This window comes from Streptobacillus felis (assembly GCF_001559775.1).
GTDB classification, from domain to species: Bacteria; Fusobacteriota; Fusobacteriia; order Fusobacteriales; family Leptotrichiaceae; genus Streptobacillus; species Streptobacillus felis.
In genome coordinates this window covers 11,931-34,572 of the sequence record NZ_LOHX01000212.1, presented here as the reverse complement: position 1 = coordinate 34,572, position 22,642 = coordinate 11,931, and the positions used below count along the sequence as shown (strand labels likewise).

The window sequence follows — 22,642 nt, the reverse complement described above, 5'->3', positions numbered from 1 at the left end:
TTCAAATAGGTAATTTTGTGCTACTTGAATATATAAAGTGCATTCTTTTTATATCATTATAATTATTCAATTATTTGAATTAATAAAAATATACACACTTTATTAGAGTTCTAATTTCCTATAGAATAAAAAAGGAATTTTCCATTAGATCTAGTCTAATATAAGAAAATTCCTTTTTATTAATTTTTAATTATATATTCGAATGCACTAAGTGCAGCCTTAGCCCCTTCACCCATAGCTATAATTATTTGTTTATGTTTTGTATTCGTGCAATCCCCTGCAGCAAAAATACCATTTATTGATGTCATATTCATTTCATCAACAATTATTTCTCCAAAATTATTTAAATTCACTAAATCTTTAGCTATATCTGTATTAGCAGTTAAACCTATTTCTACAAATAAACCATCCATTTTTAATTCAAACTCATCTGAATTATTTCTATTTCTTAATTTTGCTATTTCTGCATATTCATTTCCTAATATTTCTGTTACAGCAGATGATAGATAAACCCTAACATTATCTAAAGTTGATAATCTATCTTGTAAAACTTTATCAGCTTTCAATTCATCCATATATTCTACTAAAACAACATTTTTTGCGATATTAGATATTTCTATAGCTGCTTCTACTCCTGAATTTCCTCCACCTACTATTACAACATCTTTATTTCTATAAAAAGGTCCATCACAAGTTGAACAATAGTGTACACCTTTTCCTGTATATTCTTTTTCACCAGGTATTCCAAGTTGTCTCCATTTAGCTCCTGTAGCTATAATTATTGTTTTAGTTGATACAATTTTGCTGTCATCAGTAATAATTTTCTTTAAACTACCTTCATCTATAATTTCTTTTGCTCTATGACCTTTATAGAAATATATCTCATATTCTGACATATGTTTTTCTAATTCCATGGCATAATCAAAACCATTTGTTAGAGGTATACCAATAATATTTTCTATTTCATTAGTATCTAATATTTGTCCTCCAATATCTTCACCTATCATAGCTGTTTTTAAACCTTTTCTAGCAGCATATATACTGGCAGATACAGCAGCAGGTCCTGCACCTATAACTATAGTATCATAAATTATAGTTTCATCAAATTTTAATATTTTACTCATTATTCCTCCGTTATTTAACTATCTTAACTATTTTCTTCTTACCACAACGAACTATTGTTCCATTTTCTAAATTTATTACTTCATTTATAGATTTAATTTGAACATCATTAACTTTTACTGCACCTTGATCTATTAATCTTCTACCTTCACTGTTAGTAGAAATGAATTTTAATCTAGATAACAATTCTAACGCATGCATTTCATTTTCATCAAATTTCACTTCTGGTAATTCAACATTTAAATTTTTATTACTAAAAACATTTTCAAACCATAATTTAGATTCTTTCGCTGTTTCTTCACCATAATATTCTTTAACTAATTCAAATGCTAATCTCTTTTTACATTCCATAGGATGGTGATTAGCTAACATATCCTTAACCTCTTCAAGTGGTATATTTGTAATCATTTCATAATAATTTTGCATTAATTCATCGGAAATAGACATAATTTTACCAAACATATCTGTAGGAGTATCTTTAATAGAAATATAATTTCCTAAAGATTTAGACATTTTTTCTACTCCATCAAGACCAACCAATATTGGCATTATCATACAAACTTGTTGCTCTTGATTGAAATTTTTTTGTAAATCTCTACCTCTTAATAAATTAAATTTTTGCTCTGTAGCACCTAATTCAACATCAGCTTCTAATGCAACAGAATCATACCCTTGTAATATTGGATATGTAAATTCAATTAATGATACAGGTTGATTATTTGATAATCTTTTTGAAAAATCTTCCCTTTGAATCATTTGTGATACAGTAAACATAGATAATAGTTTTAACATTTCTTCTAATGTTAATTTTTCTAACCAATTATGATTATATACAACTTTTAATTTATCTAAATCAAGAATTAATTTAACTTGTTCTAAATAAGTTTTAATATTCTCTTGAATAGTTTCAAAACTTAACATTTTTCTTGTTTCTGATTTTCCCGTTGGATCTCCTATTCTTGCAGTAAAAGTACCTATTAAAAAGTTTACTTCATGACCCAAATCTTGAAATTGTTTTAATTTTCTTAATGGTACAGCATGTCCTATATGCAATTCCGAACCAGTTGGATCTATTCCTAATTTTATTTTTAAAGGCTTATTATTTTTAATTGAATTTTCTAATTTTTTCTTAAATTCTTCCTCACTAATTATTTCTTCGCATCCTCTTTTTAATATTTCAAATTGTCTTTCGACTTCTTTTTTAATTTCTAATTCTGACATGATTCCTCCTATCCACTATTTCTAAGACCTGTAGCAATTCCATTAATACTTGTATGTATTGCTTTATTTACTTCTTCAGTTTTATTGCCTGATCTTTCTTTCTTTATCAATTCAATTTGAAGATAATTTAAAGCATTGAAATACGGTAATCTATTTTTTAAACTTAAAGTAAGCATTTCATTATCTTCTAGAAGATATCTAATTCCAGTTATTTCTTTTAGTAAATTAAAAGTTAATAACCATTCTTTATTTATCATTTCAAATACCTTATTTGAGTTTTCTTCATTTTTTACTAATTTTGAATATTCCTTCGCTATATTCATATCTGTTTTAGATAAAACCATTTCTAAATTTGATAATAACGCTTTAAAAAATGGCCAATTTTTATACATTGATTTTAATGTATTAAGTCCATCATTTTCTTTTATCCATTTATTAAAAGCTGTACCAACTCCATACCAACCTGGAAGCATTACTCTAGTTTGTGACCAAGAAAATACCCAAGGTATAGCTCTTAACCCTTCTATATCTAGAACTTTTTTTCTAGAAGAAGGTCTTGACCCAATATTTAATGAAGAAACTTCATTTATCGGAGTTGATTCAAAGAAATATTCAGAAAATCCTTCTGTTTCATATACTAGTTTTCTATATTCTTTGTAACTTATATTTGATATTTGTTCCATAATATTTTCATATTCTTTAATATCTTTAGATTCATCTCTTAAAGATTTCTCTAATGTTGCAGATAATAATGCTTCTAAGTTAAATTTACCTAAATCTAAATTTCCATATTTTGCACCTATTACCTCACCTTGTTCAGTTAATCTAATTTTACCAAGTATAGAGCCACTTGGTTGAGATAATATAGCTTCATAGCTTGGTCCTCCTCCACGACCAACTGTTCCACCACGTCCATGGAAAAAATTAAGTTTAACTTTATTTGATTTAGCTAATTCAACTAATTCTTTTTGCGCTTTATATAAATACCAACTTGAAGTAATATATCCACCATCTTTATTACTATCAGAATAACCAAGCATTATTTCTTGTAATCTTCCGTTATTTTCTAACCATTTTTTTACAATATCTAATTCAAACCATGTTTTCATTATTATTTCTGAATTTTTTAAATCTTCTATACTCTCAAATAAAGGAGATATATTTACTTTACCATCTAAATCAAATTCTTTTAGTAATAATGCAAGTTCTAACATATCTGAAATTTCAACAGTATGTGAAATAATATTTTGTTTAATTATGTTTTTACCAAAAATATTTATTAATTTTTTCATAGTCCCAAAAATTTTTAATTCTTTTTGTAATTGTTCACTTTTCTCACAAGTAACTGAACTTAATTTTCTTGGCTCATTTTCTATTTGGTTTATAAGTAATTTGCATTTTTCATTTTCAGTTAAATTAGAATAATTATCTGTTATTTTTGCTATATTTAATAGTTCATTTACACAATATTCATAAACACTTGAATCTTGTCTTAAATCTATCGATGATAAATGATAACCAAATACTTTTACAGCTTCAATAAGCTCATCTAATCTTCCATATGCAAGTATTTCATCACTATGTACTTCAATAGATTTTCTAATTGTTAATAGGTCTTTTAAAAGTTTTTTAGAATTATAGTATGTATCATAAGGTAGTTCTAATTTTTCTTCCAATAATTTTTTCTTCACATCTTTCAAACTATCAATAATATACGAAATTGCTAGTCTATATGGCTCATATACTCTATGTTCTGAATTATCTTTTGAAAGTTTAACTAATTCTTTTAATTCATCACTATAATCATTTTTTAAACTAGATATTGAAAATTCTCTATAAAGTTTTTTAAGTTCTTTTATGTAGTAAGAAATAGCTGTGTCAACTTGTGAATAAGTTGCATTTAATAGTGTTTCTTGAGTAACAAAAGGATTACCATCTCTATCTCCACCTATCCATGTTCCCATAAGTATTGGTGTATATTCATTAGAAAAAATATCTAACTTTTTAGCTAATTCTTTAAATTTAAGATTAATTTTTGGTATAGCCTTTAAGAAAGTAGAATTATAGTAACTAAGTGAATTAGTAATTTCATTACTTACCCTTAGTTTAGAATTTCTTAAAATATCAGTTCTCCACAATAAATTAATATTTTTCCTTAATTCATTAATCCATTCATTTTCATCTAATAAATTATGTTCTACTAATTCTCTTTTTTCTAAAATTTCATAAATACTTTGAGTTAAATCAAGCACAGATTTTCTTTGAACCTGTGTTGGATGTGCTGTTAATACAGGAACTACTCTAATATTTGAAAATACTTCCATAAGATTTTCTTTGTTCATATTTTTTAAATCAAGCTTTGAAAGTAAATTGTCTATCATACCTTCAGAATAATTTTTAGTTATTGTATTATATTTAATAATTTTTGCCTGATATACGTCTTCAACAATATTTATTAATAAGGGCAAGACAGTTAATAATCTTACTATATTAGATTCTATTTCATCTATATTTTGAAAATGTTTTTCATCTCTTAAAATAGATTCAATATCAACATCTGGAACTATTTCTAATAAAATATTTTTAATAATATTTATTTCTTTACTTATCAACTCTTTATTTAATTTTATTTCATTATCTGGTTTTAATACAACTGAATTCATAGCAACCTCACATTATTTTCTTTTTTTCTTACTATCTCCACTTTTTGATCTATTTCTTTTTTTTGAACCACCTGATGATTTGTCTGAATTTGCAACTTCAACCATAGGTTTATTATTTTTTGCAGTATTTTTATTGAAAATTTTAATTATTATTTCTGCTTCTTCTAATGGCACTGTAATAAATGAAAAATTAGGCATTACTTTTACATCTTTAATTTTTCTTCCAGGCACTTTAGTTTTTTCATGTATTAATTTTAGTAATTTATTTACATTAAGTCCATCTTTTTCACCTAAAGCAATAAACAATCTTGTGTTATCTTTAATTTCAACTTGTACATTTTTAATCTTACCATAACTTGCTGGTATAAATTCATCATCATAAATATGTCTTAATAATGAAGCTACAGCAGCTTCTATATTTTTACCTTTTAAGATTTTATTAGCTAACTCAACATATAATTTATAATCATTTTCCAACATAATTTCTTCTACTGAAGCGATTAATAATTCTTCTTTTGCTTTTATTATATCTTCAACATTTGGAATATTTTCTTTTTTAATTTCTGATTTTGTTTCTCTTTTAATTTGTGCTAATTTTCTTGATTCTTGTGGTGTAACAAAAGTAATAGCAACTCCTTTATTACCAGCTCTTCCAGTTCTTCCTATCCTATGAACATAAGAATCTGATTCTTGTGGTATAGAATAATTAATAACATGTGTTAAATTACTTACATCTATTCCACGTGCAGCAACATCTGTTGCTACTAAAATATTAAGTATTTTATTTTTAAATAAATCTAAAGCTTTTTCTCTTAGTCCTTGTGTGATATCGCCGTGTATAGCTTCAGCATCATAGTTTCTAGATTTTAATTTATTTGTAACTTCATCAACTTCTGATTTTGTTCTACAAAATACTATTCCATAGAAGTCTGGTTTATAATCTAAAACTCTACAAAGGGCCTCAAACTTATCTTCTCTTCTAACTTCAAAATATATTTGTTCTGTTAAATGTGTTGTTAATTCCTTTTTTTGCACTTTCAATATTTTATGCTCAGGCATAAATCTTTTGGCTATTGCAAGTATAGGTTTAGGAATAGTTGCAGAAAAGAATAGCATTTTTTTATCTTCATTTGTTTTTTCTAATATTAATTCTATATCCTCAATAAACCCCATATTTAACATTTCATCTGCTTCATCTAAAACAAAATACTCTAATTCATTTAATTTTAAAGTACCTTTATTTATCATATCAATTACACGTCCAGGTGTTCCTACAACTATATCTACACCTTTTTTTAAATTTTTGATTTGATTTTCAATAGATGCTCCTCCATATACAGCTAAAACTTTAATATCTTTTTCTCCTTTTAGAGAATAAATTTCATCACTAACTTGATTTGCTAATTCTCTAGTAGGGGCTAAAATTAAAGCTTTAACTTTTTTTGTAGGTACAATTCTCTCTAAAATAGGTATAGAGAATGCTGCTGTTTTACCTGTTCCTGTTTGTGCTTGACCAATTAAATGTGTCTCCTCTTTTAATAATTCAGGTATAACCAACGCTTGTATTTCACTCGGTGATGTAAACCCCTTCTTTTCTAATGCCTCTAGCATTTCATTACTTAAATTGTAATCTTTAAAATTCATTTTAACCTTCTTTCTTAAAATCTACAGGATATTCAAGAAAGAATTTACCTAACTTACCTATCCTATAATCTTTGAGTAATCTTCTTGAAATTAACTCAAAACTAAATTCTTCATTTTTATATATACCTAATCTTTTTTCTAAAATCGAAAAAATTTCAACATTATCCATATTAATTAAGCTATCTATTTCTAAACCATATGAAGTAATTAAATTATCTATTATATTTTGTTTTTTCATTATATCTAATAACCTATTTGAAACTACCTCTAATGGTAATATATCATCTCTTATTGATCCAGTAATAGCTAAATTAAATGAAACTAAATTATCTTCAAATTTTGGCCATAAAACACCAGGTGTATCTAATAATTCAAATTTTTCATCTACAGTAATCCATTGTTTTCCTCTTGTGAATCCAGGTTTATTACCAACTTTTGCTTTATTTTTATTTGAAAATTTATTAATAAACTTAGATTTACCGACATTTGGTATTCCAACTATCATAGCTCTTACAACAGTTTTTCTTAGACCTTTTTTCATCATTTTTTCTAATTTATCTTCATAAATTTTATTTACTATTTTTCTTAACTCATTAAAATTTTTATTCTTTTCAACACTTATTGCTAAAAAATGATGAGATATTTTATTTTTTATAAAATAATCTTCCCATTCATTTAATTTTGACTCATCTACCAAATCCGTTTTATTTAATACAACAACTCTTAATTTATTTTTAGCTAATGTTTCTATATCAGGATTTTTACTAGAAATTGGTATTCTAGCATCTAAAATTTCTATAACTAAGTCAACAATTTTCAAGTTTTCAACTATCATTTCCTTAGTTTTTTTCATATGACCTGGATACCAGTTAATCATCACACTCATTTTCTTCTCCACTCGCTATAAAAAGTACTATTTCACCTTTTACATTTCTTTTTTCTAAAATTTCAATCAACTCACTTGTTTTTCCCCTTAAAATCTCCTCATATACCTTAGTTAATTCACGTGTTATTACAACATATCTGTCTCCAAGATAATTTAATATATCTTTTAAAGTTTTAACTATCCTATTAGGTGATTCTAAAATAATTATAGCTCTTTCTTCTTTTTGTAATTTTAAAAATAGAGTTTGTCTCCCTTTTTTCTTAGGTAAAAAACCTTCATACGCCATACGTCTAGTATCTATACCTGCAATTGCAGCACCAGTAGTGATTGAAGATGGGCCTGGAATAGCGGTAACTTTTAATCCTTCTTTTAATGCAGTATCTACTAATTCATAGCCAGGGTCTGATATGCATGGCATACCTGCATCTGTTACTACTGCTATTTGCTTATCTTCTTTTAATAATTTTATTATATTATCAATCTGAAATTGCTTATTGTGTTCATGGTATTGATAAACTTTAGTTTCAATCTCATAATGATTTAAAAGTCTTTTAGTTACTCTTGTATCTTCTGCAAAAATATAATCTACTTCTTTTAAAGTTCTAACAGCTCTAAAAGTCATATCTTCTAAATTCCCTATAGGAGTACCAACGATATATAACATAATCCCTCTATTTCTTATCTTTATTATCTTCTAATATGATATCTTTTTTAGTTTTTTTATCAGATTTATCATCTTCTTTTTTATCTGGAGTTACTTTTTCTCCTAATAAATGTTTAATAGCAGCTTTTAATTGTCTATCTCCTTCTTTAATAATCTCAGCTGCTTTTTCTTTACCTTCAGTCTCTTCAAGTATTTTTATTATTTCATTTTTTCTATTTTCTTTTGCTTGTTCTGTTTCACTTGAATATCCCTTGTCAGATAGTAAAGAATTCATTTTTATATAAATAGTTGGTTCTATACCATTTTTATTTATATTTTTATTTTTGGGTGTTGAATATTCAGCTATTGTTAATTTTAAAGCATCTTTTTCATTTTTAAAATGATATATTCCTTGTGCTACACCCTTACCGTATGTTGTTTCTCCAATTATTGTAGCTCTTTCATAATCTTTTAATACCCCTGTAACAATTTCTGAAGCAGAAGCAGAACCTTTATTAACTAATATTACCATATCACCTTTAAATATTTGTTCTCCAACTCTATTATATTTTTTATCGACACCAGATTTTGTTTTTAAAGAGACTATTAATTCATCAGGTACAAACATTGAAGCTATTTCTACAGCTTCTGATAGAGATCCTCCTGGATTAGTTCTTAAGTCTAATATTAATTTATTCATCCCTTGTTTCTCAAGGTCTAAAATAGATTCCTTAATCTCTTCTCCAACTGTACTTCCAAACTGTAATAATGATATATATCCTATCTTATTTGTTTTATCAAGCATCTTATATTCAACATTATCAAGTTTAATAGTTGCTCTTGTAAGAGTGAATGTAAGTGGTTTTTTTAATCCACGTCTATATATTTCAATTTTAACTTTAGTATTTTCATCTCCTCTAAGCATCTTTGAAGTTTCTGTTGCAGTTAAATCAATTATATCTTCATCGTCTATTTTTGTAACTATATCTCCAATTTGAATACCAGCTTTAAAAGCAGGTCCACCTATAAAAGGAGATATAACCTCCATATAGTCTCCCTTTTCTTTTCTAATTGACATTCCAACTCCAACATATACACCATCTAATCCTTCATTAAGTTCATTTAATTCCTTCTCACTTAAATACTCTGAATAAGGATCTTTCAAACTCTTAACCATACCACGTAAAGCTGCTTCATAAAGTTTTTCTTTGTCAACTTCTTCAGAACCAACCCATATTTCATTGATATAGTTAATAGTTTGTATTATTTTGTTAATATTTTTAATATCTACTGTGGCATTTGCTCTTTGAACTGCAGGAACATCTTTTTTAGTTGCTGTAACATTTTCTTCAGAGTATGTTACATATCCAAATATTCCTATTAAAAATACTGTTAATAAATGTTTTTTATTTATTTTCATGAATTACTCCTTTTTGTATAAATTAGAAACTCTTTATTACCCTTACCTCCAAGAATAGGTGAGTCTATCACTTCTACTATTTCATAATTATTTTCTTTAAAAGATGCAACTACTTTTCTAATAGCTTCATCGTGATATTCTTTTTCTATTACTATTCCATTTTTTGAAATTTTTTCTTTACCTACTTCAAATTGAGGTTTTATTAAGGCAATTACTTTAGTATCATCTTTAGAAAATTTCTCAAAATAAGGTATAACTTTAGTTAAAGATATAAATGATACGTCTATAACAATATAATCAACTTTTTCTTTTAAAATTAAATCTTTTATATGTATTTGTTCTAGAGAAATCACTCTTTCATCAGTCCTTAATTTGTAGTCAAGCTGATTAGTACCTACATCATTCGCAAACACTTTTATTGCACCATTTTGTAAACTACAATCAGTAAATCCACCTGTAGATGCACCTATATCTAAAACAACTTTATCCGTAAAATCTAAATTCCAATAACTAATAGCTTTTTCTAATTTTAAGCCACCACGACTTACATATTTTAGCTTATTTTTTATTCTAATTTCTTTAATAAGTTCTTCTTTATACTGTGTTCCAGGTTTTGTTTCTAGTTTATCATTAACTATTACGTTACCTATCATAATTTCTCTTTTAGCTTTTTCTCTTGTATCAAAATGTCCAAGTTCAACTAAAAGTACATCTAATCTTTTTTTCATATTATGACAATAAATATCCTTTCATCAATAACGAAACTAATATACCTAACAATGCACCTATAAAAACTTCAAGAGGTGTATGTCCTAAAAATTCTTTTAATTCCTTTATCTCTTCTTTATCTAAAAATCTTTTTTCTTCTATTATAGAATTTAATATTTTTGCATGCTTACCTGCCTCTTGTCTTATTCCTGTAGCATCATACATTGTAACTATAGCAAAAACTAATGCTATTGCAAATTCAACACTATTAAAACCTTTAACTATACCTACTGAAACTGAAAGTGCCATAGTAGATGAAGAATGTGAACTAGGCATACCCCCTGTAGAAAATATTCTACTAAAATCTATTTTTTTTCCTTTAAAAATTGGTGAAAAACATTTGTATAGTTGAGCTATCATTGCAGAAATAAATACTACATCTATTATTTTATTTCCCAATAAAAATCCACTATTCATTCATTTCACGACGCTTTTTCTTAAATTCGATAAATTCTTGTGTTATTTCTCCAATTTTATTTTTATCTCTTTTTTCTTTAAAGAAAATCATTATTTTACCAACAGACCCAACAAATACGCATTTTGCTTTAGCTTCTATTTCATTTACAAGCTCCATAGTAACGTCTTCTAGGCTGTTTTGTAACAATTTAACTTTCATTAATTCATTTTTTTCAATATATTCTTTAATGCTTTGTATTACAGTATCTGTAACACCTTCTTTCCCAACCCTAACAACAGGCTCTAAACCATGTGCTCTTTTTCTTAAAAAATTTCTCTCTTTGCTATTCATAATAAAATCTCCTAAAAACATATTCTTTTACTATTTATTATATCATATTTTATAGCTTTTACCAAACAATATATGTATATTTTTAGATAAAAATAATAAGGATTATTCCCTTAAATTAAAGAATAATCCTAACAATTTTTAACTCACACCCATGTCAAAAGCGTAAGGGTTATATTTCCCACTCTTAGTCTTAATTGATTTAATAATTTTTTCTACTTCTTCTGGACTTTCAAACGTAAAATCTAATCTCAATTCATCCAAGTTTAATGAATAAATTAAATCAAGTTTTGGTATTAAATTCATAGGTTTATAGAGATATAGTTCTATATTATCAAGTTCATTTTTTACAACTTTATATCTATCAAAATGTTCTCCTTGAATTTCCTTATATTTTTTTTTATCAATTGTGTGTTCAATATACATAGATTTTAAACTACCGTATATAACTAAACCTCTTTTTAAAGACGTATTTGTAATTAACTTTAATTGTTTATAATTTAATTCAGGAGATAAAAATACAGTATCAATATTTTCAAAACTAGAATATACATCTATACTAATATTATTAAATACATTAAAGTTCCAGTTTATAGCTTGATTTTTATAACCTTTATTTCTACCATTTACAAGTTGATAAAGATTTGAAATTAAATTGCTCTCTTGATTTAACAATCTATTATTAATATTTTTTTGTTTAGTTATATCAAAATTCTCTCTATAGATTTTTTCTATCCCTAATTCTTTACATTTTTTTACTTGTTCATCTGTTCTACATAAAGCAGAGAAAATTGGACTGATTAGTCTATCAATTTTTGGGTATTTAAATTCAACAAATTCTCTTTCTTCATGTTTATATGAATCAACTAGTTTTTTAGCTAAATCATCCACTAATTCTCTTTTCATCTGCTTTATCAAACTAAAAGGTATAAATGCAATTCCATCATAATCTATTTCAATTTCATCTATCTGAAAATCAGTATCTCCTAACTCTGAAATTTTATTTATTATATCTTCTTCTAATATTTTTTTATTTGCTATACTATCTAAAATTGGTCCTTTTTTCTCTGATATAATTTCTTTTTTGAAATTATTTAAAGTTGAAAATTCAATTAATATTTCATTATTTAAATATGCTTTAACTTTTGCGTTTATTTTTTTATATCTTTTACCTATTTTAATACTATGATTAATAGTATCATTTATATCTTTTGAATAATTTTTATAAACATACTTACTACCTTTTGGTACGTCCGATAATTTAATTGTATCTCCTTTTTTAGCTAATTGAACTTTATTTCCATTTTGAAATATCTTGTTTACATAAATACCATCAATTTTTTCAAAATATTGATTTACATATTGTATTCCATCACCTAAAATTAAATCATCTAGTAGTTTTATTTCATTATTTTCTATTTTACCTAAAAGATATCCGAAGTTAGAAGAATATTTATGATTCATTAATTTATCATCTAAATAAAAATACCCTTTTGAATATCCTCTATTAAACAATTTATAACTTTGACTTTCTCTACTTTTACCTGATAATACATCCCTATAATATGACACTGTTTCAAATATGTATTCAGGTTGTTTTTTTCTACCTTCAACTTTTATTGCATCAATACCTATTGATTTTAATTTATTAATTTCCTCTTCTTCCAATAATTGATCATTGGGTGATAAAAAATACGATAAATTTCCTTCTTCATCTTTAAATTTCTTTCTACAAGTATATGCACACATACCCCTATTTCCACTTCTACCACCTATAAAACTAGATACATAACAATTACCCGAATAAGAAATACACAAAGATCCAGAAACAAAAACCTCTAATTCTATATCTGTATTTTCTCTTATTTCTTTTATTTCTTCAAAAGAAAGTTCCCTTGCTAAAACTACCCTTGATAATCCTAATTCTTTAAGATAATTTGCTTCAACATGATTAGCAACTGTCATCTGTGTACTACCGTGTAATACTAAATCAGGAAAGTTTGTTTTCAAAAATTTTATTAAACCTAAATCTTGAACTATTACTGCATCTACACCATGTTCATAAATAGGTTTAAAATTTTTATAAACTGATTTTATTTCCATATCTCTCATTATTGTATTTAATGCAAGCAAAACTTTTACACCTTTTTTATGTGCATAATCTATTCCATCAAGTAGTTCTTGCATTGAAAAATTATCATTATTTCTTCTTGCACCAAACCCTTTTAATCCTAAAAATACCTCATCTGCACCTGCTTTAATCGCTGCATCTAATTTATCAAAATTTCCTGCCGGTCCAACTATTCTCATAACTACTCCTCACTATATGTTGGTTCTATGTGATATATGACTTTTTTAATATTTGAGTATCTGTATTTAATCTTTTTTTCTGCAATTACAGAAATTTCATGAGCCCTCTCTAGCGTTATATCAGATTTGACTCTAATATCTGCTATCACATATACATTTTTCCCAACTCTAGTCATATATATATCATGAATATTTTCTATTTCTTTTACCTCTAACGTTAATATCTTAACGTTTAAAAGTAAATTTTCATCTTGTGAATCCATTAATATTAATGTATTTTCTTTTAGTATTTTATATCCTTGAAATAATAAGTATCCAGAAATTATTATTGATAATAAAGCATCCATATTAGGTGAAATGTATTTTGAAATTAATATACCAACTATTACAGCACTAGACATTATTATATCAACATTATAGTCTACTAAAAGAGCATTAATTAATGGATTTGTATATTTTTTTGAAACAAAATATACGTAAAAATATTGTATTAACTTAATTAAAAGTAAAATTGTAGAAATAATAACTATAATTAAAAATTTATCATTTATTATGTTAAACTCTTTTCTAGCTAGCATCATTATACCTTTTTGCAATACTCCTAAAGAGGTATAAATTATTGTTACTCCTATTATCAAACTAAATACTGATTCTACCTTACCATGTCCAAATGGGTGGTCATCATCATGTGGGCTTTTACCAATATTAGCTCCAATTAATATAAGAATATTATTTATTAAATCAGCGAATGAATTAATACCATCTGCAATTAAAGAATTAATAGTGAAACTATAACCTAAAAAAAGTTTTAATGCAGCAAGTATCGTATTAATCACTATAGATATTTTGCTTACTTTTATTGTTGAATTTAATTCTTCTATTTCTTCTTTCAAATTAGATCTAACATAAATATCATTTAATTTAATAAAGTCATTTTTTTCTAAAAAATTGTCAACTTTCTTATGCTTGTATACAGCAACTTGGTCATATCCTAAATTTATACAATCATAAATAGCATAATTTAAAAGCCTTGAACCATAACCACTATTTCTATAATCTTCTTTTATATATATTTTATCAATAACAAGTTTTTCTTCTTTTTTGATTATCAAATAACCAAATATTCTGTGTTCAAAAGAAATTGCATAATATATGTTATTTTCCGAATCTTTTATGTCCTTAAATTCATATAAATTTTTGTATTCTACTTTTGATATTTTCATATATACTCCTTGTATAATAAAAAAAGCTAGATAACTAGCTATATACCATACACCAATTAATCGAATAAGACCAACATTTGTTTCATACTAGATTAACTCAAAAATAGCTACCTTATAAACCTAGAAATCTCAACTTAATGCTGCTTCGTTCCCGACCTGACATGTTTCGCTGAATCGCTACAATATAAGACTATTTTCTCAACATTAATTTAATATGGCGTGAACACCAGTATTACCCTCAAAATCGGTATCATCCCTGCTAAAGCGGACTTCAGGTACAAGGACCCGCTACATCCCCGACTTGTATGGTAAAGCTATTATAACATTTTTTTTTAATTTTATCAATAGTCATATAAAATAAAATGTTTATACTACATTTAAATTATATACCTTTATTATATTTTTTTCAATAAAAAAGGAATAATCAAAACGATTATTCCTAATTTATTTATTCTGTTCTTAAAGCTTCCATTGGAGATAATTTTGATGCTTTTTTAGCTGGATAAATTCCGAATATTAGCCCTGTTCCCATTGAAACTATTAAAGACAACATTAACACCTTTGGTTTTAAAATTGGAGTAATTTCAAATGGTATACCAATTAAGAATGCTAATGTTACACCAAAAATTACACCAATTAAACCACCAATTAAAGTTAGTGTAATTGATTCTATTAAAAACTGTATTAAAATATCTTTGTTTTTAGCGCCTATTGCTTTTCTAAGTCCTATTTCAGATATTCTTTCTGTAACAGATACTAGCATAATATTCATTACACCTATACCCCCAACAGCTAAAGATATACTTGCTACTAGAGATATAAATATTGAAATTTTATTTAAAATATCTGAAGCTTGATTTAAATCCTCTGAACTTTGTCTTAAATCATATATATCTAAGTTTGCTGATTTATTATTTAAATATTTTTTTATGATTTTTACAGTATTTTCCATTTGAGTTTCATCTTTAACTTTTATAGTTAAGGATGTTAAAAAATCGCTTTTTGGAACATTTAAATTATATACATTAGTTATTAAAGAAATATAGTTATTAGAAAATGTTTTTTTAGCTTTTTCTTCTGGTTCAATATACGTACCTATAATATTAAATTCATATTTTTCTCCTGTTTCAAAAGAATCAAAAGAAACTTTCTTTCCTAAAGCATTTTTTTCACTTCCAAATAATGAAACTGCTGATGTTCTACCAATAATTGCCAAGTTATTCTTAGTTTTAAATTCATCATCAGTAAAACTTCTTCCTGATGTTAATTTAAAGTTCAATGCACTATATCCTTCTTTATCAGCACCTGATAATATATATAATAATTCTTCACCATTACTGTCTAATCCATAGCCTCCATCAGATGCTTCACTGTATACTTTATCTATATTATCTAATTTTTTTATTGAAGAAATATCATCAAGATTAAAATAATATTTTCTATCTTTTTGAACTTTTTCAAATTTTTGCATATTTAAAGTTACTGTAAATATCTTAGAATACGTTTTTGTTACATCACTTAATAAACCATCTTGAAACCCTGCTCCAAGAGAAGAAATCATAACTACTGATCCTATACCAACTATTATCCCCAAAGTTGTTAAAAATGATCTCATTTTGAATCCATATAAACTTTTTAGAGATAATTTTATTAATTCAAAAATATGCATATTATCCCCTTCTCTCTTCAACTATTTCGTCTGAATTTATTACTCCATCTCTAAGTCTAATTATTCTTTTTGTATGTTGAGCAACATCTTCTTCATGTGTTACCATAATTATTGTAACTCCATTATCATTTAATTCCTTGAAAATCTTTAGTATTTCTTCTCCCGATTTACTATCTAAATTTCCTGTAGGTTCATCCGCAAATATTATTTTTGGATTATTTATCAAAGCTCTTGCTATTGCAACTCTCTGTTTTTGTCCTCCAGACATTTCAACTGGCCTATGATTAATTCTATCACCTAAACCAACAATTTCAAGTGCTCTTTTTGCCTTTTCAATTCTTGTTTTTTTATCTGTCCCTTTATACATAGCAGGTAATTCAACATTTTCTAACGCTGTTAATTTAGGTAACAAATTATACGCTTGGAATACAAACCCAATATTTTCATTTCTTACTGTAGAAAGTTCATCTTCTCCCATTACAGAAACATCAATACCGTTTAATATGTATGTACCAGTCGTTAGATTATCTAAACAACCTAATATATTTAAAAAAGTTGATTTACCACTTCCAGAAGGACCCATTAAAGCTACATACTCCCCTTCTTTTACTGATAGGTTTAAACCTTTTAGTACTTCTAAGGAAAGTTTACCGTTTTGATATACTTTAGTAACATCCTTAACTTCTATCATTGTACCTTATCTCCTTCTTTAAATTTATTATCAATATTATTAAGTATTCTATCTCCCTTATTTATTCCTGATTTTATCTCATAAACTTCATTGTTTGTTTTACCTAAAATTACTTCGTTTTTCTTAACTTTTCCATCTTTATCTACTGTATAGACATAAGGTTTATTATTTTCAAATACTACATCTAAAAAATTAACAACAACAACATCTTTTATATTTTCTAAACTAATTTTTAAATTAACTAAATCTCCAGGTTTTAATCCAGAATTAGAATCTACTTTAATAACTATGTCTGTAACAGCATCATTAAATTGTTGATTTTTCTTTGAAATTTTAGAAATTTCTGAAATAGAAGCTTCTATTTCTTTTCCTTCTTCCAGTGAATCTGATTTTATTATTACTTTATCCCCTTCTTTTATACTTCTAATTTTTGAATTAGGAATTTCCGCTTGTATTTTTAAATTCTCAACATCTACTATTTTAAATAAATATTTACTTTGATCTATTTTTAAATTTTCATCAACATTAGATTCAGTAATTACACCTGAAACTGTTGAAAGTATTCTATTAGAAAAGTCATCACTATTATTATACGCATTATTTAAATCTATTTGTGCTAATCTAACAGCATCTGCTAATCTATCAACTTCATTTTTAGAAACTCCACCTATTTTATATAGTGATAATGCATCTGAATATTCTTTTTGTCTAGCTGATAAATTTATTTTTAATTTAAAAATATTTGAATTAATCTCTTGCATGCTAGATGAATCTAATTCTACTAAGACATCTCCTTTTTTTACTAAATCTCCTTTTCTAAAGTTAACTCTATTTACTTTACCAGGTAAATTTGAAAAAACTAAAACTTCTTTTTCACTATATACTTCACCTGAAACAGTATATTCTAAATTTAAATCTTGTTTCACAGCTTCATGTGTTTCTACAGGTTCATTATATTCTATTGATGAATTAGAAAATAATTTGTAAGCACCTGCTATTAAAATTAAAGCAGTAAGTATTAATAATACTTTCTTTTTTTTACTCATTTTTTTCATTATTTTACACCTCTTTTATATTTTAAATTATTAATAATAACATCTAACATTGATTCTTCTAAATTTATCTTAGCTTTATGTAATTCATTTCTTTTATTTAATAAATTAATAAAATTTTCTGAACCTAATTCAAATTTTCTCTCTAAAATTTTTAATTCATATTCTAGATTTTTTACCGTAGTATTATTTGCAATATATTTAAATAATAAAGCGTTATATATATTTTTTTCCTCTATAAACATTTTTTCTTCTAATAGTTTTAATTTATCCTTTTTATTTTGAATTTCTTGTTTTAGTTCCTTAATATCATCATATTCATTAGTTACTATATCAAATGTTTTAGTTATATTTAAACTAGCCATAAATCCATTATTTTTAATATCATATCCTACAGAAGGTGTAATTAATGGTATTTTATTTAAAACTAAATCTTTTATTGAGTTATACTCTAATTTTGAAATTTTTAATTCTTCAATGTTTATGTATTTTCTCTTAACAAAATCTCTTATTAAATTATCTTCGACTTTTTTATTATCAAATTCTAAATCCAAACTTTCGTTAACTAATTCTTCATATAATATATTAGTTTTTAATTGATCTAACGTATCTTTATCTAAAGAAAATTGTAGCTGAGATAAATCCAATTTACTTTTAGCAACTTCATAATCAAATTTAGAAATAGCACCTAGTTGATAACTTTTTTCTATATTTTTAATATCTTGTTCTATTTTATTTTTCTCTTTTTGATTTAATTCAACAATTTTTTCTTGTAATTTATATTTCTTCAATAATTCCAATTTTTCAAAAAAATCTTTTTCTTTTTCAAGTTCTAAATTATGTTTAGAGATTAGATAATCAACCCTATTTTCATCAATTCTATTATAAAAATACTCATTTATTGTTTTTGATGCATTAATAGAATGATTAGAAATATTTTTATTAAGTAAATCAAAAGATAAATTATAGCTAATGAAAGCATAATTTATACTGTTATTTTGAATTAGACTTTGTCCTGCAGTATTTTTTGAATAATCAATACCTGTAGATATATTTATCTTATTAAAATCCATCAAATTATTTTTTAAGTTATCTTTTTTTAATTTTTCCTCTTTTCTCAAATATTCATTATTAATTTTATTCTCTAAATCTATATTTCTTTCATTTGCACTAATAAACGTAGAAAATGCAAATAAAAATAATAAAATCTTTTTCATATTTTTCTCCTTACTTTTTTTTCTCCTTTATCATTAAACATTGCTCTTAAAGATACCTCTGTTATTAAAAAAGGTATAAATAATAGTATAAGTTGAACTAAAATTATTAGTGTAAATTTTGATTTATCCATTGAAAAAGTAGTTACTATTGATATAAACCCAAATATCAAAAATAATCTTGAAAATAATTTATTGGAAAATATCCACGTTTCTTGAGATAACATAGACCACTTAGTCCTGTATCCATAAAGCTTATTAATTTTAGCAGGAAACCTCTTGGTCCAAAGATATCCTAAAAGTATCATCAACATTGGTGTCATATATAGATTTAATATTAAAAATAATTCCATTTTTTTATCCCCTATCTATAGTATTTCTAGCTTTTTTTCTTTCATTTTCTGTTAATAATTTCTTTCTTAATCTAATCTCATTTGGTGTAATTTCTACCAATTCATCATCATTTATATATTCTAGAGCCATTTCTAAAGTAAATAATCTAGCAGGTGCTAATTTCACATTATCATCAGATCCAGCAGCTCTCATATTAGTAAGTTTTTTTCCTTTACAAGCATTTACAACTAAATCATTATCTCTTGTATGTTCCCCTACTATCATTCCTTCATATACTTCAACTCCTGGTTCAACAAAAAGTATACCTCTTGGTTGTAAATTGTTTAAAGCATATGCAAATGTAGTTCCATTTTCCATTGAAATAAGGGCACCTTTTCTAAAATTAGGTAAATCCCCTTTATATTTTTCATAATCATAAAATGTATGATTTAATATCCCTGTACCTCTAGTATCTGTTAAAAATTCATTTCTGAATCCTATTAAACATCTAGCTGGAACTTTAAATTCAATCCTAGTATAGCCATCTCCACCTTGGACTAGATTTGTCATTTCTCCTTTTCTTACACCAAGTTTTTCAATGACTACACCTACAAATTCATCAGCTACATCTATAGTTGCATATTCAATTGGTTCAAATAGCATACCATCAATTTCTTTAAAAATTACTTTAGGTTTAGATACTTGTACTTCATAACCTTCTCTTCTCATATTTTCTAATAATATAGATAATTGAAGTTCTCCACGTCCTTTAACAAGAAATACATCTGGTGAATCTGTTTGTTCAAGTTTCATGCTAACATTATGATTTACTTCTTTAGTAAGTCTTTCTAGTATATTTCTTGAAGTTATAAATTTACCGTCTCTACCTGCGAAAGGAGAATCATTAACAATAAAATTCATTGAAAGTGTTGGTTCATCAATATCAATTAGAGGTAAAGCTTTTACATTATCTTTATCTGAAATAGTTTCACCTATATCTACCCCTTCTATTCCTGCTACAGTAATTATTTCACCTGCAGAAGCATTTTCTAATTCAACTCTTTTTAATCCTTCATAGCCATAAATTCTACTAATTTTTGACTTAACTTGTGTACCATCTCTTTTAACAAGGACAATTTCTTGATTTCTAGATAATGTACCATTATATACTCTACCTGTAGCTAATTTACCAACATATTCATCATATTCAATATTTGTAACTAACATTTGTAAAGTTTCATTTTCATCACCTTCAGGTTTTGGTACTTTTTCAATAATTAAATCAAATAAATCTTTCATGTTTTCTGTATCTTGATTTAAATGTAATTTTGCAATACCTGATTTTGCCGAAGTGTATACTACTGGGAAATCCAATTGTACATCGTTTGCTCCTAATTCAACAAATAAATCAAAAACCATATTAACTACATTTTCAGGATCTGAATTTGGTCTATCTATTTTATTAATTACTACTATAGGATTTAAACCATGTTCTAAAGCTTGTTTTAATACGTATTTTGTTTGTGGCATTACTCCTTCAAATGCATCAACGATTAATAAAACAGAATCAACCATTTTTAATATTCTTTGTACTTCTCCTCCGAAATCTGAATGTCCTGGAGTATCAACTATATTTATTTTATATCCATTATAGTTTATTGAAGCATTTTTTGAGAAAATTGTAATTCCTCTTTCTTTTTCTATATCATTACTATCCATTACTCTCTCTTGTAATTTTTCATGTTGTGAAAAAGTTCCTGATTGTCTAAGTAATGCATCTACTAAAGTTGTTTTACCATGATCTACATGGGCAATTATTGCTATATTTTTAATATTCATTTTTTTTACCTTTCTTTTTTTATATAATTATATCATTTTTAATTATTTTTGTATACTATAAGAAAGTAAATGTACTGTTATATATCAATAATACACCATAACAGTAAAAAAGTCAACAAAAAAATACTGGACTAAGCCAGTATTTATTTTAAAAGTTCATATAGTATCCCAATTTTGTATATTTTATCGGATGGTATGAGACCTATTGAACTATCAAGATGTAATCTATGAGATTTATTTAAAAGTGCATCAAAACCAAGACCTAAGTCAAGATTAATATCGTTTTGAAGTGGAACAACAGAATATCTTTCTTTATCTTTAAATTTAAAAATAAGATTGTTATCTTTTTTTATTTTTTTATCAAATGTTGTTTCTAAAAACAAGTTGTATGAATTATTATTTAATTCCTTCTCTAATCCAAGTTTTATATTACCTCCAGCACTATACATAAAATTATTTTTTACATTAACATCAGTATCATTAAACTTTAATTTTGAACTTATGTTACTTCCATATAACATAAATGCCATAGGTTCAACATAAAATAATGATCCAAATTGTTTTTTATATGCTAAAGATACTCCCCCAACTATAGAATTTGAAGTATATTCAGAGTTAATCTTAAAATCTTTGTTAAATTCATTCATACTAACTAAATTTAATCCGTATTCTGGTAATTCAGCCTCAAGAATAACTCCTAAATCAAAACCATGTAAATCATTGCCAGTATATTGTTTATACTTAGTATTAACATATCCACCATAAACACCTACACCAAAGTTATTTCCATCATTATTTATCTTTTTAATAAAGTATATGTCAGAATTATTTTTATGCAATTCTTTATTTACCATCGTTTTATTCACTATTCCAACCTTGAATTTATTTTCATTTTCTTCTAAACTTTCTAAAAAACTTTCTCCTGCGGTTTGATATTTACCTAATTTATATCTAGTTTTAATTTTGTCTTTTATTAAATCCATTTTTTGTGACATATTCAATGTATATTCGTCAATTTCTTTTCTTACATTAACATCTAATCCATCGTATTTTATATTTTCAGAATTTTCTTTTTCTTTTTTTAAATTTTCAATTTCATTTTTTAAATTTATTATTTCTTTATTAGTATTGATTTCATAATTATTATTTGCAACTGATAAAGTTGAAATAAATAATAAAATTATCCTCCATTTTTTCAT

General features: G+C 25.5%; 19 protein-coding genes and 1 other RNA gene. All 20 read right to left on the bottom strand.

Translation table 11 applies throughout. The annotated features are described in order from the left end of the window. Positions 1–179 precede the first annotated feature (179 nt). Positions 180–1,124 (bottom strand): FAD-dependent oxidoreductase, encoded by a 945-nt coding sequence (locus tag AYC60_RS03855; RefSeq protein ID WP_067321503.1) that lies wholly within the window; start codon positions 1,122–1,124, stop codon positions 180–182. Between the two features lie 10 nt (positions 1,125–1,134). Next, entirely contained in the window at positions 1,135–2,343 is a 1,209-nt protein-coding gene (tyrS, locus tag AYC60_RS03850; protein ID WP_067321501.1) for a tyrosine--tRNA ligase, read from the bottom strand. Positions 2,344–2,351: 8 nt separating this feature from the next. Continuing rightward, positions 2,352–5,006, bottom strand: a complete 2,655-nt coding sequence (gene ppc / locus AYC60_RS03845) for a phosphoenolpyruvate carboxylase (RefSeq protein WP_067321498.1) — start codon at positions 5,004–5,006, stop codon at positions 2,352–2,354. A gap of 12 nt (positions 5,007–5,018) precedes the next feature. Then, on the bottom strand, positions 5,019–6,650 hold the full coding sequence (locus AYC60_RS03840; protein ID WP_067321495.1) for a DEAD/DEAH box helicase: 1,632 nt from the start codon (positions 6,648–6,650) through the stop codon (positions 5,019–5,021). Position 6,651: 1 nt separating this feature from the next. After that, positions 6,652–7,536 (bottom strand): ribosome biogenesis GTPase YlqF, encoded by an 885-nt coding sequence (ylqF, locus tag AYC60_RS03835; protein ID WP_067321492.1) that lies wholly within the window; start codon positions 7,534–7,536, stop codon positions 6,652–6,654. Beyond that, complete coding sequence (gene rsmI / locus AYC60_RS03830; protein ID WP_067321489.1) at positions 7,520–8,200, bottom strand: 16S rRNA (cytidine(1402)-2'-O)-methyltransferase; 681 nt, start codon at positions 8,198–8,200, stop codon at positions 7,520–7,522. Before rsmI ends, ylqF begins: the two co-directional genes overlap by 17 nt. A 7-nt stretch (positions 8,201–8,207) precedes the next feature. Beyond that, positions 8,208–9,599 (bottom strand): S41 family peptidase, encoded by a 1,392-nt coding sequence (locus tag AYC60_RS03825; protein WP_067321486.1) that lies wholly within the window; start codon positions 9,597–9,599, stop codon positions 8,208–8,210. Further along, positions 9,596–10,327, bottom strand: a complete 732-nt coding sequence (locus AYC60_RS03820) for a TlyA family RNA methyltransferase (RefSeq protein WP_067321484.1) — start codon at positions 10,325–10,327, stop codon at positions 9,596–9,598. Before AYC60_RS03820 ends, AYC60_RS03825 begins: the two co-directional genes overlap by 4 nt. 1 nt (position 10,328) lies before the next feature. Then, positions 10,329–10,766 (bottom strand): divergent PAP2 family protein, encoded by a 438-nt coding sequence (locus tag AYC60_RS03815; protein WP_231724624.1) that lies wholly within the window; start codon positions 10,764–10,766, stop codon positions 10,329–10,331. A gap of 10 nt (positions 10,767–10,776) precedes the next feature. Further along, complete coding sequence (locus AYC60_RS03810) at positions 10,777–11,115, bottom strand: YhbY family RNA-binding protein (protein WP_067321478.1); 339 nt, start codon at positions 11,113–11,115, stop codon at positions 10,777–10,779. Positions 11,116–11,253: 138 nt separating this feature from the next. Then, positions 11,254–13,422: a peptidase U32 family protein gene (locus AYC60_RS03805; RefSeq protein ID WP_067321475.1), complete on the bottom strand. Its 2,169-nt coding sequence runs from the start codon at positions 13,420–13,422 to the stop codon at positions 11,254–11,256. A 2-nt stretch (positions 13,423–13,424) separates the two neighbouring features. Next, positions 13,425–14,645, bottom strand: coding sequence for a GNAT family N-acetyltransferase (locus AYC60_RS03800; protein ID WP_067321472.1), 1,221 nt, complete (start codon positions 14,643–14,645; stop codon positions 13,425–13,427). A gap of 45 nt (positions 14,646–14,690) precedes the next feature. Beyond that, positions 14,691–14,954, bottom strand: an RNA gene (gene ffs, locus AYC60_RS03795) — signal recognition particle sRNA large type. A gap of 139 nt (positions 14,955–15,093) precedes the next feature. Beyond that, entirely contained in the window at positions 15,094–16,314 is a 1,221-nt protein-coding gene (locus tag AYC60_RS08350; protein WP_082762563.1) for an ABC transporter permease, read from the bottom strand. 1 nt (position 16,315) lies between these two features. Further along, positions 16,316–17,005, bottom strand: a complete 690-nt coding sequence (locus tag AYC60_RS03790) for an ABC transporter ATP-binding protein (protein WP_082762562.1) — start codon at positions 17,003–17,005, stop codon at positions 16,316–16,318. Next, a complete protein-coding gene (locus AYC60_RS03785; RefSeq protein ID WP_067321469.1) occupies positions 17,002–18,060 on the bottom strand; it encodes an efflux RND transporter periplasmic adaptor subunit in 1,059 nt (352 codons plus the stop codon). The genes AYC60_RS03790 and AYC60_RS03785 overlap by 4 nt, the downstream gene beginning before the upstream one ends. Continuing rightward, positions 18,060–19,274, bottom strand: coding sequence for a TolC family protein (locus AYC60_RS03780; protein ID WP_067321466.1), 1,215 nt, complete (start codon positions 19,272–19,274; stop codon positions 18,060–18,062). Before AYC60_RS03780 ends, AYC60_RS03785 begins: the two co-directional genes overlap by 1 nt. Beyond that, on the bottom strand, positions 19,271–19,624 hold the full coding sequence (locus AYC60_RS03775; RefSeq protein ID WP_067321464.1) for an SdpI family protein: 354 nt from the start codon (positions 19,622–19,624) through the stop codon (positions 19,271–19,273). Before AYC60_RS03775 ends, AYC60_RS03780 begins: the two co-directional genes overlap by 4 nt. 4 nt (positions 19,625–19,628) lie before the next feature. After that, positions 19,629–21,443, bottom strand: a complete 1,815-nt coding sequence (typA, locus tag AYC60_RS03770) for a translational GTPase TypA (RefSeq protein ID WP_067321461.1) — start codon at positions 21,441–21,443, stop codon at positions 19,629–19,631. Between the two features lie 143 nt (positions 21,444–21,586). Next, positions 21,587–22,642 (bottom strand): autotransporter outer membrane beta-barrel domain-containing protein, encoded by a 1,056-nt coding sequence (locus AYC60_RS03765; protein ID WP_067321458.1) that lies wholly within the window; start codon positions 22,640–22,642, stop codon positions 21,587–21,589.